Genomic DNA, 15,175 nt, shown 5'->3' with positions numbered 1-15,175 from the left:
AATGAGCACCTCCACCAACAACCATCTGGAATCGAAAGTGACAACCTGGCTGCAATCGACCAACAAGATTGCCTTTTCCGCATTCTGTATCCTGGCTGCCTTTTGCACCTACTCCTGTATGTACGCTTTCCGTAAGCCCTTTGCGGTAGCCACCTTCGAAGATGAAGCCTTCTGGGGGATTGACTATAAAATACTACTGATTACCGCACAAGTGCTTGGGTACACGCTATCAAAGTTCATAGGCATACGGGTAATCTCGGAGATGAAAAATAACCGAAGATCCGTTTTTATCCTTCTTTTAATCGTTTCCGCTGCACTGGCTCTCCTTGGCTTTGCCCTGGCTCCTGCTCCGTGGGGCATTTTGTTCCTCTTTCTAAATGGCCTGCCCCTCGGCATGGTGTGGGGCCTGGTCTTCAGCTTTCTCGAAGGCAGGCAAACTACTGAGGTGCTCGGTGCGGGTCTTTCGGTAAGCTTTATCTTCTCCTCTGGTTTTGTAAAAACCATCGGTAAAGTGGTGATGCTTAATTGGGGTGTGAGCGAAGACTGGATGCCTTTTGTCACAGGCAGCCTCTTTCTGCTTCCGCTTCTTGGTTTTGTTTGGCTGCTTGATCGCATTCCAGAGCCGAGTCCTGAAGATGTTGCCATGAGAACCAAGCGGGAACCGATGAGTAAGGCACAGCGACGCCAGTTTTTAGTGGACTTTGGCGGCGGTATGTTTCTACTCACGCTGGTTTACATCCTGCTCACAGCTTTCCGAGATTTCCGAGATAACTTCTCTGCTGAAATATGGCAGGTGCTTGGCTACGGCGACAATGCGGAAATTTTTACGCTGACAGAAATTCCAGTCTCGATAGCAGTGCTTGTGCTACTCGGTCTTATGATGGGGATCAAACAAAACTACAAGGCCTTAAATGCGAACTACCTGATCATCATCGGTGGTTTTGCGGTTAGTGGCATCAGCACACTGCTTTTCCAAAACCATCTGATTTCACCTCCTCTTTGGATGATTTTGGTGGGGTTCGGTCTCTACCTCGGCTATGTCCCTTTTAACAGCATCCTTTTTGACAGGCTCATTGCAGCTTTTAAAGTGACTGGAAACGTTGGATTTCTTATTTACCTGGCCGATTCGTTTGGCTACCTTGGCAGTGTGGTTATTCTGTTCTACAAGAACTTCGGCTTTGCCAATTTGAGCTGGCTTGAGTTTTTCACACAGTCGATTTATGTAGTCTCCGTTTCCGGAACCCTCCTGATGGGAATTTGCATGATCTATTTCAGAAGGAAATATGAGAGCAGCGACGGTCTTGCTGTTCTTTCAGTTAGATGAGACCAATCGGTTCAGTTCAAGGTCTTCCTGACATCCGCCGCTGCCTGAAGAGCAATTTAGGTAGTTAATCATCATTACTATGTCGTAGCTCTCCCTCCAGCTTAGCCGGTGTGTGTCTGCAAAATTGTCCAACTCTTCAAACAGGCCTTTCTCTTTCATGTATTTTTTGAAATTACTGAGAGGCACTATGTTATTGTTGTGGCAGAAAAAGAAGTCAAAACCTGCTACTTGCTCCCTTAGCATTCGATCATTGATAGAATTAGCGGATGATGCTACATTATCGTATACAGGCTCAATGGATTTTTCCTTCCTCAGTAAGCTAAAGTCCCCCTTGATGACCACTTCGTAGAAAACAGGCTGATTAAACCCCCTTTTATTGGCTATATAAGTGTAGAACTTTCTCCATACCTCAATATGGTCATCAAAAAAACTGAACTGAGATAGCTTGTTAGCGGGGAAAGTCTCAACTGCACTAGCTTTCTCTTCTCCCTTGAATGACACAGCATCCCACCTCGGGTGGTACTGGAGCAGTCCCACCTTAACTTCTCCTGACGTTAATACAACAACCCCCTGAGACCATTTCTGGTCTGCAAAAGAATGTAAACAGGAAAATACTACAATAAATACCGTTGCCAGTATTTTCATTGGGTGTTAAATAAGCGTTAACTAAGTTAACATTAATTTAACACACCATTGTCATTTCCAATGTTAAGTTTTCAGGAGATGCCGAACGGCCATTTCTTCGAAATGGCTTAACGGAGGGATAGGATGGTCTTCGAGTTTAGCTTCTTCGTCCCAGTGGCGGAGCGCAATGCTTGGCTCGAATAGTGGATCACGCTTAAAGGCAGCAGCCTCATCGGAGGTCATTCGACCGCCCTGGTACTCAAGTGTTTTTTTACTGGCCTCGGAAAGTTTGTTATAATAAGACTCGTCAGAGAAAGTGAGGTAGCGCTTGGCCGCCACGTGATTTTCCACTAGCTGACATATTTTGCGAGAAAAGCCCTTTTCTCTGAGGAACTTCGACCCGATCTCTTCGTGGCTTTTAACACCGTAGAGCCCCATTTTCTCGACCTGTCCGTCCATTTCGCAAATGTGCCCGATATCATGAAAAAAAGCGGCCAGTATCACTTCATCATCATAGCCGGCGGCCTCTGCTAGCTGCGCCGCCTGCACCATGTGCTCAATCTGCGAAACGGGTTCTCCGATGTAGTCGGCATCACCATATGTGCGGTACAAATCGAACACCTCCTTTACAATCTCTTCCGTCTTCATTTTTCCAATATTATCTGTAGCACCTCGGGTAAGCTGTCAGCGATGTGCGTGTGTGGCTCTATCTCCAGCTCCTCCCTGCTGTAGGCTCCGGTTGTGACCCCAATCACCAAACCACAACCTGCCGCAGTGCCTTCCCCAAGGTCGGATGCGGTATCACCCACCTTTGCCACGAAGGACGCTTCGGTCACCTTACTCAACTTCATAGCTTTGAAAATCATATCGGGGTCTGGTCGGCCCCTCTCAACCTCGTCGCTGGTAATGCTACCATCGAGCAGTTCGCTTTTTAACCAGCCAAGCCGTTCGATAAGCGCATCGGTCGTTTTCCTGTCAAAGCCAGTGTCAACGTATACACTGATACCTGATTCCTTCAGCGCTTTAAAAATATCAGACGCCCCCGGCATTTCTTGTACTGATGGATCTTCTTCATAAAAACTAACCATGTCTGACACGAAGGCATCGTGGAGCTCATCAATCATTTCATCGGTCACCCTGATGCTCTCTGGAAGGTGGTACTCGAGAAGTTGCCTCAATGCGACAGGCTTTGGAATACCCATTACCATGGCAGCTTCTTTCATGGTAATTGAAACACCCTGGCGCTGCAGTGTCTTTCTGAGCACCTTTTGTACATCCTGATTGTCCTGAACGGTGGTGCCCGCCAGGTCAAAAACTACTAGCTGAATTGATCCCATCTTCTGCATTGATTCAAGCGTCAATTTTACAACCGAACACCCGTTTCAAAGTAAGCTGGGGATTAAGATATGGTTAAGTTTTGCAATGGAGGCGGTAAAGTCCCTGAAGGCTATATACCTCCCGCAACCACCTGAAGCCAATCTTCTTCCTTAAAAGAATCATTGGCTACTCTCAGCAGGTCTTCTGAAGTGGCAGTTCGAATGGAGGTGAGCAACCTGTTGTAGTGCTCATAATCTAATCCGGCGAAGTGAATGGACCTGAATTTGTCCATCAGGCTGAAAGAGGTGCTGATACTTGAAAGAAAGCTGCCTATCATGTAGTTTTTCACTGTTTCGAGTTCCTCAAAAGGTATGGGCTCAGTCCTGAGCAGCCTCATTTCCTTTAGAATTTCATCGATCGAAGCAATAGCCACCTCTCTTTTTACGTCCGTTCCTATTACCCAAAAAGCGCTATTTTGCAGGTAAGAAAGCGAAGAATAGATGCCGTAGGTATATCCTTTGTCCTCTCTGATATTTTTCATCAACCTTGAGCCAAAATACCCACCAAAAACCTCATTGAGCAGCATCAAATAGTAGTGGTCTGGGTGATGCTTGTCATGGGCCATTTTCCCCAGCCGAAGCGAAGCCTGCACCGACTCATCCACTGGCAGTATCTCCCTCACCGCAGGGGCAGTAACCACCGGATAGTTTGGCAACGAAACAGCTCTTGAAGGAAAGTCACCAAAAAAGCCATTTAGCTTCGAAAGCTCCTCGCCGGAAAGTTTGCCAGATACAAATACTTCTGCCTGGCTCAACAACCTGTTCTTGTGGTATTCCTTCAAATCAGCAGAGCTCACTTTTCCCACCTCTTCCTCTGAAAGTTCCTTGCCGTATGGATGGGCCTGTCCGAAAAGAAGGTGTCTTAACCCTGACGACGCAAGCGCAGATGTCTTCTGCTTGTTTACCCTTATTTGTTGTATCCGTACCTTCTTAATTGTCTCAAGTTCCTTTTCCGGAAACGAGGCATCTACAACGACGCTCAGAAAAAACGGAACAACCTCCTCCAAGTACTTGGTCAGGGAATAAATTGTAAGGGTAACAAAGTCCATTCCCGATGTCGCTTCCCAATACGCTCCGTAGTAGTCAAGCTTGTCAGCAATTTGCCTGCCTGAAAGCTTCTCCGTTCCTTCGAGTAGCATTTTGGTTGTGAAATAGGAGACACCCTCCTTTTCCTCAAACCAGTTGCCCGACCGTAGCACTATCTCTATCCTGCAGACTTCCTGGTCTCCCAGTATCAGCTCATGGAATTGAATACCGTTACGGAGCTTACTGCTTGTAACATGTTTTAAATCGGTGCGGGTGGGAATATGAAATTCGGGCGCTGCGGTTCTGTCTAACATCAAAAACTTGGAGGATCAGGAGTCAGGAGTGGTGGAAGTAGGTTCTGCTTTGTCGAAATTAAACAGCAAGCTAAACCTAAGAGTTTCAGCCAATGGGTGATTTTGTACCTGAGGTACCAGATAGGCAAAGTCGATTCCGAATACCTGATAACGGAAGCCAATACCCATGGTGAAATACTTCCTGTCGCCCTTTTGTGGCGTTTCATAGTGGTAGCCAACTCTTGCAGCAAACACGTCCTTGTACCAATATTCCACGCCTATCGAAGAGATGATCTCATTCAGCTCCTCGGGAAAGCCGTCAGGTGCATCGCCGAAGGACCCGAACATGCCGCTCAGTAGCGGGCGATAGGGGTCTTTACCACTTTTGATCTTGAACTTATTTGGGTCGTTAGGATCGGGAATGAAGTTGCCATCACCATCAGTTTCGTAAATCGGTGGAGAAGGAACCATCAGCTTATTGAAATCCAAAGCAATAGTGATGGTGTTAAAGGCATCCAAATCGGTCTTAAAAGCCGCACCCAACCGGAAATTGATGGGAATGAAATCTTCGTTGTCAACACTGCTGTAGGTCAGCTTCTGTCCGATATTTGAGATGTGAGCGCCTGCTGATATGTTGGAGTTGCGCCCGCTGAGCACCAGATCCTTTGTATAATATGAACCTACGTCTACGGCCACACTGGTACCTGCTTTGGCATCTGGCGATGAAGAAAAGCTTCCCGACAAATTAGAGTGGATAAACCTACCGGTGACACCCAGCCCCAGCTCTTCACTTAGCTTCCTTGAATAGGTCGCATCTACAGCAAACTCTCTTGGATTGAAGGTATTGAGAGGCGCACCTGTAATGTCCGTCAACTGTATCTCACCGAGGTCAAAGTACCGCATGCTTACTGCCACAGTCTGCACACGGTCTATTTTTTTATAACCCGACAGATACGACAACGACATGTCGTTCACAATTTTGGCCAACCAGGGAGTGTAAGAAATGGCAAAACCCATGTCCTGCTCAATGAAGGCAAGCTTGCCGTTGTTCCAGTGTACCGAGTTGGCGTCGGCGGAAGTAGCTACCCCAACATCACCCATGGCGGCTCCTCTGGCATCAGGCGCAAACCCAAGAAAAGGCACGGCCGTGGAAATTACACGACGGCTAGTATCCTGCCCAGAAATGACTGCACCAGGCTGTGCATAGCTATAAAAACTCAAAAACATTAAGCCAAAAGCAACAAATACACCTGCATTCACGTGCCTGGAAGAATTCAGGGAAGGCTTTTCTATTGTATGTATCTTCAATGTATAAAAATCAATTGGTGAGTATTAGTTTGCCAAAAGCAATATTTTGATTTAAATCTTCTTCATCAACTACAATCAGTCGGTAAATATAAATACCATTTTCGATTCTTCGGCCATTATAGTTCCTGTTCCACTCAGGGCTTTCGACAAAACCCCCTGAATTGTTGGCCTGCCACTCCATTTTGTCGACTACCGCACCACGTTGATCCACCAACTCCATGCTTATGCTCAACAAATGATCGCCCCGGTCATGTTCCAGCCTAAAGGTAATGGATTCTGTGGCGGGATTAGGAAAACTCAGAACGTTCTTTATCCTCACTTTAGTGTCCTCCGAAACTACAAAATCTATGATATTTTCAGCAGCATTGGAAAAAGTATCGAATGCCCTCACTTTCAAGCGATGCTTGCCTTTGGTTAGTGTCCCAAGAGGGTAAAGGACTGTTCCACTGGTGAAATCGTCCAAATTTGAAACATAATAGTCGTTCAGGATAATTGGCTCCTGTTCATCTATTTGATAGGTGATGTTCTGCCCTATACCCTTCCCTGAAATATTAATTCCGCTCTCATCTGCCAATTTTACCATCAGCAGTGGATTAGCATTTACCCTGTTGCCCGACCGAAATGAATCATCATTGATAAAAGCCTGTATCACCGGACTTTTAGTGTCGGCGAAGGCGGGCGGCTTCGACCCTCCAAGGTAAAAGTCAATTGTAGCGCCGTTCGCATCCAAAAGGCCGCTTTCGGGTTGGGCATACATGGTGATTTTTCCTCTTGTCTGCTGGTAGGAAATATTTTTAGGGACTACAAATTCATATGAAAAATCACCGTTCGTTATTGACACTTTGCCTCGGTAAACCACATTGTTCCACAGCTCATAGTTCGTTGGCTGGCTTTCATCGCCCAGCGTGGCAAACGTGGTCGGCTTGTCGTACATATTGACCGTCAGCTTCCCTTTATAATCGACTACCTTCTGATCAAACCCATCCACTACAATTCCTTTCACAACTACCTTGTTCATTGCCGACACGGTATCGGGCACACCGTCTATTGGCACACCGTTCAGTTCGGTTATTTTAAGGTTGTAGGCTGGATAGTTGAGCCTCATGGACGGGTCGCCCAAAAGTGCAAAGTTGCGATTCACCGGCCCCCGGAGACTGTTGTTCTTAGTCTCTTTGATGACGTCACCCAGGCGTGGATATTCTCCATTCATTTTTGAGAATATGGAAAGGTAAAAAGCCTGATTCAGCACATAGTTGGTGTGAGCGTACACAGGCCGGGTAGTCGTTAGCAAAGCAATCGCTCCACCCTGGGGATTCAGCAGCAGCTCCTCAGCCCCACTGGCAACTGTTGGGTCGTCGTACCTACCAAACTCACAGGTGGCGGTCACGAACAGCGCCAACCTTGAACCATTCTTCCATTTGACCAGCGAGTCATAGACAACGATCCTTTCATCGGTTAGCACCGTGGCATTGCCATGGCCACTGTAGTTGATGATAAAGGCCCCGTTGTCCACGGCCTGCTTGATGGCTTCGTAGGCTTCTGGCGAACGAGGCTTACTTTCTATCAACACCTGTTTAAAAGCATCGAGGTAAATCTTTTTAATGTTGAACTGAACATAGGCAGTGTCCACATAGTCCGCCAGCCGGTCTGCATCCCGAAGATGTATATTGAAGTCGCCATCGTCGGCCACAAAGTAGAGGTCATTCCGCCAGCTGCCTATCCCGGAAGGGTCAGTACTATAGCCAATAATTTTGTCAACCACTTCCACAGCCTGCTTCACCGTCCACACGGGCAACCTCCCCACGCCTATATCGGCTATATGGTCTCCGCTGGTTTGCTCAACCCACTCACCCTCATGGTCGTCCAGAAATGCAAAGTAGTCGTCAGAAGAAAAGCTCAGAATCTGATCAAGTGATTCCCTGGATTCATACACAGGCACAAAGTTGTGGTTTTCGGTTCTTGCTTTGTAGTCAAAAGAAGCGTCGCCAAAAAGCAGCAAGTACTTCAGCTTTCCGGGCACCGCATCATACAAATACTTCATATAGTCCCTGATGGCTGAAATATCCTGCATGCCTGATGAAAACTCATTGTACACTTGCTGGACTGTGACAACCCTCACATCCAACCCATCATTCGACCGCCGGAAGTTGGCCAGCCTGTTCGCCTCCGACAAAAAGTTTTTGTGTGCGACAATTACCAAATCGGGAACCTGCCCATTTTTCAGTTCTTGGTTCAATGCTTTTTTAGCAGAAGCCGGTGTTTTCAATGAGGCTGGATCAACCGCCATGAACTCAAGCAAGCTGGTTTGGTCAACCACAAAGCTGGCCACGCCGTTCTCCCTGGTGAAAAGTTGATCAATTGGCTGTGTAGGGTCAGTCACATCCCAAATCCTATCCACTGCCGTGGCGTTGGCAAGGCTGTAAGAAGCAGCGCCATGAATGTCTTTATTTCTGAACACCAACCCACCCGGGCGGTAATTGAGCATCTTTTTCCCCTGCAAAAAAAAGTAGTCGAGGTAGCCAAGCGAAGTCTTTCCAAAAAAGCGGTTGTATGTATATTCAACTGAGGTGTTCTCCGCAGTACCAATAGCAGAAACAGGCAGCCGGATTGTATCAACCCTCTGAACCCCCAGTGGGTCATAGTCGCCTTCGCCCCTGGCGCCAACGGGCTGGTTAAAAATGGCGTTTCCGTTTACCCTGATGTCGAAAGAGCTGGCCCCAAAACTTTGCGTGACAACTGAGGAGATCATTGTTACCTCAGTGCCTGGCAGGTAAGCGCCTTTTCCTCCCTCGAAGGTTAAAGTGGCGTTGCCCGATGAGCTAAAAATTTCACCCTGCCAATGCCTGCCCGACTTCCCAAGTTTATTGATGTCAACCTCGTGTGCAAACAGGTCGTCGTAGGCATCTACTTTCACTCCTGGGGATGCGAGCGACTCCCGAGTAGGCATTCTTTTTCCTTCGCTGCCATCAATCCTGAGAAAGTAGTAGGTGGTGTCCGAATATAGGTTTCTTTCATATCGAAAGCAGGCGCATCCAACCTCGAAAGAATATTCATGGGGGGAGTTGCCATAAAACAGCAGGTAGTCAGATGCATCGAAACGTCCATCTCCCTCGCCTATCACCTGAATGCTGTTCTCGATCAAATCAAAAGGTCTTGGCGTAGCATTTTTTTGCGGCAGCATGCCGCCGCCATTGCCGTATATGGCTAGTTTCCTGGGGTCAATCGCAGACGCATCAACACCTGCTTTTTGCAGGAAGTCACGGTCGATTTTATACACCCCTTTATCCGTCACTCCAATTTTTAGCCACTGCCCTTCGCTCAACACACTTTGCGCCAAGCTAACCTCACAGGCTAGAAGGGTAATAAGTGAAGCAATAAGAATGATCGGTTTTTTCATTGGGTATTCAGGCCATAGAGAAACGTTGGCTCAGCGAAATTATTCTCCAAAAATAAGAGCATTCAGCTAAGAAATTAGCTTGCAGGCGACTTAGTTTGGAATAAATGGCTGAGGATAGAAGTAAAAACGTACAGCAAAATTACGAGAGGAAGTAGCGTGTATCCACCAACAACAATCACCAGCATGGCCATTAGTATAACGAGGTATTTCGGTTGATTCCCGGCCCAGCCAAAGCTTTTGAACTTGAGGGCAATCATCTCGAAGGGCGAAACGAGCAACCAGGAAAAAAGCACAGTTAAGCCAACAAGCACATATGTGTTAACAACGATTGGGAAAGCACCAGCCGTCCAAACCAGGCAAGTAAAAAAAAGCGCATTTGCCGGCGTGGGCACGCCAATAAACTTATCGGACTGCCGAGTGTCAATATTGAATTGAGCCAGCCTAAAGGCCGAAAAAACGGCGATTAAGAATGCGATGTATGGGAGAAACTCATTGGACTGGCTTGTTTTGAGCAGTTGGTAAACAGTGACGGCGGGCAACACACCAAAACTTACCATGTCTGCCAGAGAGTCCAGCTCCTTGCCAATAGCGCTAGATACCTTCAGCAATCTTGCAGCAAAGCCGTCGAAAAAATCAAATACCGCCGCCAGCACCACGGCCACGGGTGCCATTTCCACTTTGCCTGACAGCACCATCACAATGCCTATACAGCCGCAAACCAGGTTGCCGGCGGTGAGAATATTAGGGACTTGGGCTTTTATCTTCATCTTTTTAAGCCACAAAAAGGGTTATAAACTTTTTCATATCCGATAGTGGTCGTTTCTCCGTGGCCGGGGAAAACCTCCACATCGTCGTTCAAGGTAAATAACTTTTCGTGAATGCTTTTGATGAGTGTATTGTGGTCGCCTCCGGGAAGATCGGTTCTTCCTACGCTCTGACGAAAAAGTACATCCCCTCCAATGAGTTGCTTTGTGTCGGCGTGGTAAAATGCCACATGGCCGGGTGCATGACCAGGCACAAAAAGAACTTCCAGGTTAGTCAAGCCAAATTCCACAACATCGTCTTCATCAATATAGTGGTCGATTTCACTTTCCTCGTAGCCAGCAAACCCATAATTGGAAGCATATGCCTTTACGGCCCTGAGCACAGGCTCGTCCTTTTTATGGGCATACAGCTCAATGCCAAAATTCCTTTTACAATAAGCATTGCCCAACACGTGGTCAATATGGCAATGGGTGTTAAGTAGCTTAACCGGCTTCAGTCCATTGACAGCAATAAAATCGGTCAGTTCAAGTTTTTCAGAGGTATCGAAGCAACCCGGATCGATGATTACACATTCCTTTGTCTCGTCGTGTAACACATAAGTGTTTTCCTGAAGCGGGTTGAAGGCAAAGGCTTTTATTTTGAGCATGCGAGGTTTGCTTTAGGAGGCAAATTTGTAGGTTTGAGGCTCAAAATACAAAATTGATGGAAGTTGATTTTCTTATTATTGGCCAGGGGCTGGCGGGCACTACGCTGGCGTTTGAACTGCTGGCAAAAGGTAAGAAAGCAATGGTGATGGCAGACTCAAAGCAGCCATGTGCTTCCAAAGTAGCAGCGGGACTTTACAACCCCATAACAGGTAACAGACTGGTAAAAACATGGAAGGCAGATTCACTTTTTGAAATCGTAGAGCCCTATTATCAACGCCTGGAGTCGATGCTCGATGCAAAGTTTGTTCACCCAATCGGTATCTACAGGCCTTTTACCTCCATCGATGAGCAAAATGACTGGATGGCCAAGTCAGCCGATCCACAGTTGGCAGCTTACGTAGCCGAAGTGACCAGCCAACCTCACAATTCTCAACTGTTTCACGATCCATACGGCGGGGTTCATCTCAGGAAGGCTGGATTTATCGATACGACAACATTTTTGGACGCTTCAAAAAAATACCTGCAAGCTAAAGGGTGTTTTACTGAAGAAATGTTTCATGAAGACAACCTTTCCATTACAAATACTAGTATAAGTTATAAAGGCCTGAAGGCGAGCAATTTGATTTTGGCACAGGGAGTTGGGGCGCAACGTGGAAATTTGTTCTCATGGCTTCCACTGCATGAGCTAAAAGGCGAAATTCTGGAGGTAAACACCTCCTTTGAGGGCAACACCATTTTTAACAGGGGGTGTTTTATGCTACCGGCAGGCAATGGACGTTGGAGAGTGGGGTCAACTTACAATTGGCGGCAACCCGATTATTTGCCAACAGAACAAGGAAAAAAGGAGATATTGGAAAAGTTGAACCACTTATACAAAGGGAGCGTTGAATTAACCAATCACATGGTGGGGATAAGACCCTCTACCAAAGACAGGCGTCCTTTTTTAGGAAAACATCCTGCTCATGAAAACATTCATATTTTCAATGGGTTAGGAACAAAAGGCGTATCTTTAAGTCCCTTTTTTGCCAGGGAAATGGCAGACTACCTTGTCGGTCAAAAACCATTGAGCAAGGAAGTCAGTATTGAAAGATATTTTTCTTTATATTTTGAGAGAAATGTAGGATGATGAACAGGCAACTGGAGCGCTATTGGAAAATTGGCTTATTAATTAGCTTTATTCTTTTTTGTTCTGACCTGTCTGCCCAGAATATTTCGGGTGGATTTGGAAAAAACAGGGTTCAGTACAAAAACTTCGAGTGGTTTTTTTACAGCGCCGAGAATTTTGATATTTATTTCTACCAAGGTGGTGAAGACTACGCCAAAGCTGCTGCGGAGTTTCTCGAAGTTGAGTTCGATAAGCTTACCGATATTCTGGGCTATGCCCCGTACGCTAAAACAAAAATTTTCCTCTACAATTCAGTAGCCGACCTTCAGCAAAGCAATATTGGCGTCAACGATGAGACGTTCGCAGTAGGCGGCAAAACCAACTTCATAAAATTGCAGGTAGAGGTTGCCTACCCCGGCACCATGCTGGGCTTCAAAGAAGAGCTCCTGCACCAGATTTCCCGCATGCTCATCAAAGACATGATGTTTGGCGGAAGCCTCACAGACATGTTTCAGAACACCTACCTGCTTAGCCTGCCAGAATGGTTTATCGAAGGTGCCGCCATGTACGTAACCAACGGCTGGTCGATCGAAATGGATGACTTCATGCGTGACTTCCAGCAAAAAAATGGCCGGTTCAAAAAGCTGAATAAATACTCTTACGACCAGGCAGGGCTTATAGGACAATCGATCTGGAACTACATAGTAGTAAAATACGGGCGAAGCAATATCTCTAACATCCTGAACCTTACCAGGATCATTCGAAATGAGGAAAACAGTATTGCCAGCACGCTGGGTGTGCCATTCAAAACCTTTCTTTCGGACTGGCAAAATTACTACCTGAATGCCAACACAACTATTGAAGGTGAGTATCGGTCGCCCGAGGAAGACAGTTTTATCACTCACCGCAAAAAAGACAAAGACTTTACCACTGTTTCGATTAGTCCCGACGGCAAGCACCTGTCTTATGTAATCAATGACAATGGTAAGTACCGGGTTTTTGTAAAGAACCTGGAAACCGGAAAATCCACAAGAGTGATGACCGGTGGCTACAGAATGATCAATCAGGACGTAGATTTGAAAGTCCCAATGCTCAACTGGGTGGACAATGTCACGCTCGGTATAGTGGATGTCAAGTATGGCCTTTATGAGTACGTACAGTACGACATCCTGGGCAAGTCATTGATCAGACGGCCGCTGGAGAGGTTTTCACAGGTTCACAATATCGCCTTCAATGGCAATGGCAAGCTGGCGGTTATTAGCGGCGACATCAATGGCCAAAACGACCTCTACCTGGTTTCGCTTACCAGAAACGCTTTACGCCGCCTTACCAACGACGTGTGGGACGACATTACACCGAGCTTTTTACCTGGCACTGATGCCATTGTGTTCAGCAGCAACAGGCCAACAGATTCTCTCAAATCGGCGTCTAAAACTTTAAAAGACCTCCCAAGCCACTACAACCTTTTTCTGTATGACCTTGACACTACCAAAAATGTGGTAGTGAGGCTAACAAACAACATAAGCAGCAACTACCTCCCCAAGCCGCTCGATACCTATAATATTCTGTACCTAAGCGATCAAAAGGGCATCATTAACCTTTACAGATATAACAGGGAAGACAGTATTTACAGCCAGGTATCGAATTTCAATACAAGCATCAAGTCGTACGATGTTGATCCGGCGAGCAAAACTTTGACTGCCATTATGCTGAATGATGGCGTAGACAAAATTTACAAATCTGAGGGCTTCGACTACCGCAGCCCGACCTTTACCCGGCAAACGCTAAGGCAAGACGTGCAACAGGCTCGCTTTTTAACACAGCGACTAGGAGAACGAAAGGCGGCTCAGCAACAAATAGTGGACAGCGTCAAGACTGAAAAAGCGGAACAAATCCAAAAGGAGGCTGAGAAAAAAAGCGTATTAAATGATCCGGCCCTTGCTGGCATACCTGATCTCATCGATACAGAAAATTATCAGTTTGACAATGATGTGATCAAACAACGAAGCGAGTCGAGCTCCTTCCTTTCCAACTTCAGAGGGGTGGAAAGAAAAAGTAAGATTCTGGGGCCGGTTCCTTACGAGCCACGCTTCAGCGCCAACAATGTAACTACCTCCTTTGTCATCGACCCATTGCGAAAGTTTGGCATGCTGCTCGAAACCCGCATGAATGACATGACCGAAGATCATCATTTTTATGGCGGGGCGCTGGCCATTGCCAATCTGAGGCAAGGCGATATTTTTGGTGAGTACCAATTCCTGAAATACAGGGTCGATTTTAAAATGCGCTACGACAGAAAGGTTATTCGCAGAGAATCCAATGGAAATAACCAGCTGGAAGCCGCCAACCAAAAATATGTAATGAATACCTACACCGTAGGTGCAAGTCTGCCGCTGAGTGTATACACACGGATAGCGTTTCAGCCCTTTTTCTCCACAACAAGATTTTTGGAGCTAGACTACCGGACGCTGAGCACCTCTCCACCAAGCTTCCCCACCGACATAAGCACATCCTATGCAGGCTTCAAGTCAGAAATAGTGTTTGACAACACAATTTCGCATGGCACAAATATCATTGAGGGAACAAGAGCAAAAGTTGCATTTAACCTCTCACAAAACCTGGGTTCCACAGCGCAAAGCTTCAACAATATTGAGGTAGATGTAAGGCACTACCAGAAGATTTACAGGGAGCTGATTTTTGCTACCCGCTTCATGTATGGAAGGTTTTTTGGCAACGATGCCAAAACATACGTCTTGGGAGGCATGGACAACTGGCTGTTCAACAGAACCGACACTACCGGTCAGCGTGACCCGATTCTGCCAATGTACGGGGTGGACAATAGCGATATCCTGTTCCTGCGGTACGTTACCAACTTACGAGGCTTTAACTACAACAAGCTGAATGGAAACAATGTATTGCTGTTCAACGCAGAGCTTAGATTCCCTGTTGTAAGGTTTTTCCACAGAGGCCCCATTTCATCTAACTTTCTCAGAAACCTTCAATTCACTTCTTTCTACGACCTTGGATCTGCCTGGACAGGTGCCTCGCCATTTAACGAAAACAATAACGTAAACACCATCACCTATAAGGTTCCCGGGTCTCCGTTCCAGGCCGTAATACGCAATTCGAAATCAGCATGGCTGGCCAGCTATGGCTTCGGTGTGAGAACCTACCTGCTGGGGTACTATATCAAGCTTGATATGGCTTACCCAATTGAAGACTACGAGGTTCAGAAGAGAAGATTTTACCTGACACTCGGATTCGACTTTTAAAAAGTTAAAAGCTTATCATTTTAGATAATTGTCATAAA

At 46.5% G+C, this 15,175-nt stretch carries 11 protein-coding genes; 3 read left to right on the top strand and 8 right to left on the bottom strand.

All coding sequences use genetic code 11. The features are described from left to right. Position 1: 1 nt before the first annotated feature. Positions 2-1,324, top strand: a complete 1,323-nt coding sequence (locus tag RIF36_RS25335) for a DUF5690 family protein (protein WP_350125717.1) — start codon at positions 2-4, stop codon at positions 1,322-1,324. Here RIF36_RS25335 and RIF36_RS25330 read toward each other — a convergent pair. From RIF36_RS25330 to RIF36_RS25295, 8 genes are all read right to left on the bottom strand, one after another. After that, positions 1,313-1,969, bottom strand: coding sequence for a hypothetical protein (locus RIF36_RS25330; RefSeq protein WP_350125714.1), 657 nt, complete (start codon positions 1,967-1,969; stop codon positions 1,313-1,315). The two genes, RIF36_RS25335 and RIF36_RS25330, sit on opposite strands and share 12 nt — an antisense overlap. A gap of 63 nt (positions 1,970-2,032) precedes the next feature. Beyond that, positions 2,033-2,596, bottom strand: coding sequence for a phosphonate degradation HD-domain oxygenase (locus RIF36_RS25325; protein ID WP_350125711.1), 564 nt, complete (start codon positions 2,594-2,596; stop codon positions 2,033-2,035). After that, on the bottom strand, positions 2,593-3,294 hold the full coding sequence (locus RIF36_RS25320; RefSeq protein ID WP_350125708.1) for an HAD hydrolase-like protein: 702 nt from the start codon (positions 3,292-3,294) through the stop codon (positions 2,593-2,595). The genes RIF36_RS25325 and RIF36_RS25320 overlap by 4 nt, the downstream gene beginning before the upstream one ends. Positions 3,295-3,395: 101 nt before the next feature. Beyond that, the gene (locus RIF36_RS25315) at positions 3,396-4,664 is read right to left on the bottom strand and encodes a M16 family metallopeptidase (RefSeq protein WP_350125705.1); all 1,269 of its coding nucleotides are present in this window, start codon (positions 4,662-4,664) and stop codon (positions 3,396-3,398) included. A 15-nt stretch (positions 4,665-4,679) separates the two neighbouring features. Continuing rightward, positions 4,680-5,951 carry a type IX secretion system outer membrane channel protein PorV gene (gene porV, locus RIF36_RS25310; protein ID WP_350125702.1) on the bottom strand — a complete coding sequence of 424 codons (1,272 nt, stop codon included), beginning with the start codon at positions 5,949-5,951 and terminating at the stop codon, positions 4,680-4,682. Between the two features lie 10 nt (positions 5,952-5,961). Then, positions 5,962-9,348, bottom strand: coding sequence for a type IX secretion system sortase PorU (gene porU, locus RIF36_RS25305; protein ID WP_350125699.1), 3,387 nt, complete (start codon positions 9,346-9,348; stop codon positions 5,962-5,964). A gap of 74 nt (positions 9,349-9,422) precedes the next feature. Next, positions 9,423-10,115 (bottom strand): CDP-diacylglycerol--serine O-phosphatidyltransferase, encoded by a 693-nt coding sequence (pssA, locus tag RIF36_RS25300; protein ID WP_350125696.1) that lies wholly within the window; start codon positions 10,113-10,115, stop codon positions 9,423-9,425. Further along, a complete protein-coding gene (locus tag RIF36_RS25295) occupies positions 10,112-10,759 on the bottom strand; it encodes an MBL fold metallo-hydrolase (protein WP_350125693.1) in 648 nt (215 codons plus the stop codon). Before RIF36_RS25295 ends, pssA begins: the two co-directional genes overlap by 4 nt. Positions 10,760-10,815: 56 nt before the next feature. Between RIF36_RS25295 and RIF36_RS25290 the strand changes: the two genes are divergently transcribed. Both RIF36_RS25290 and RIF36_RS25285 read left to right on the top strand, forming a co-directional pair. Beyond that, positions 10,816-11,886 carry an NAD(P)/FAD-dependent oxidoreductase gene (locus RIF36_RS25290; protein WP_350125690.1) on the top strand — a complete coding sequence of 357 codons (1,071 nt, stop codon included), beginning with the start codon at positions 10,816-10,818 and terminating at the stop codon, positions 11,884-11,886. Beyond that, positions 11,883-15,137 carry a translocation protein TolB gene (locus RIF36_RS25285; protein WP_350125687.1) on the top strand — a complete coding sequence of 1,085 codons (3,255 nt, stop codon included), beginning with the start codon at positions 11,883-11,885 and terminating at the stop codon, positions 15,135-15,137. The genes RIF36_RS25290 and RIF36_RS25285 overlap by 4 nt, the downstream gene beginning before the upstream one ends. The last annotated feature ends 38 nt before the right edge of the window (positions 15,138-15,175 follow it).

The sequence above is a fragment of the Imperialibacter sp. genome (assembly GCF_040222815.1).
Classification (GTDB): domain Bacteria; phylum Bacteroidota; class Bacteroidia; order Cytophagales; family Cyclobacteriaceae; genus Imperialibacter.
The sequence above is the reverse complement of the archived record's forward strand: the minus strand, read 5'-3'. Positions and strand labels throughout refer to the sequence as shown.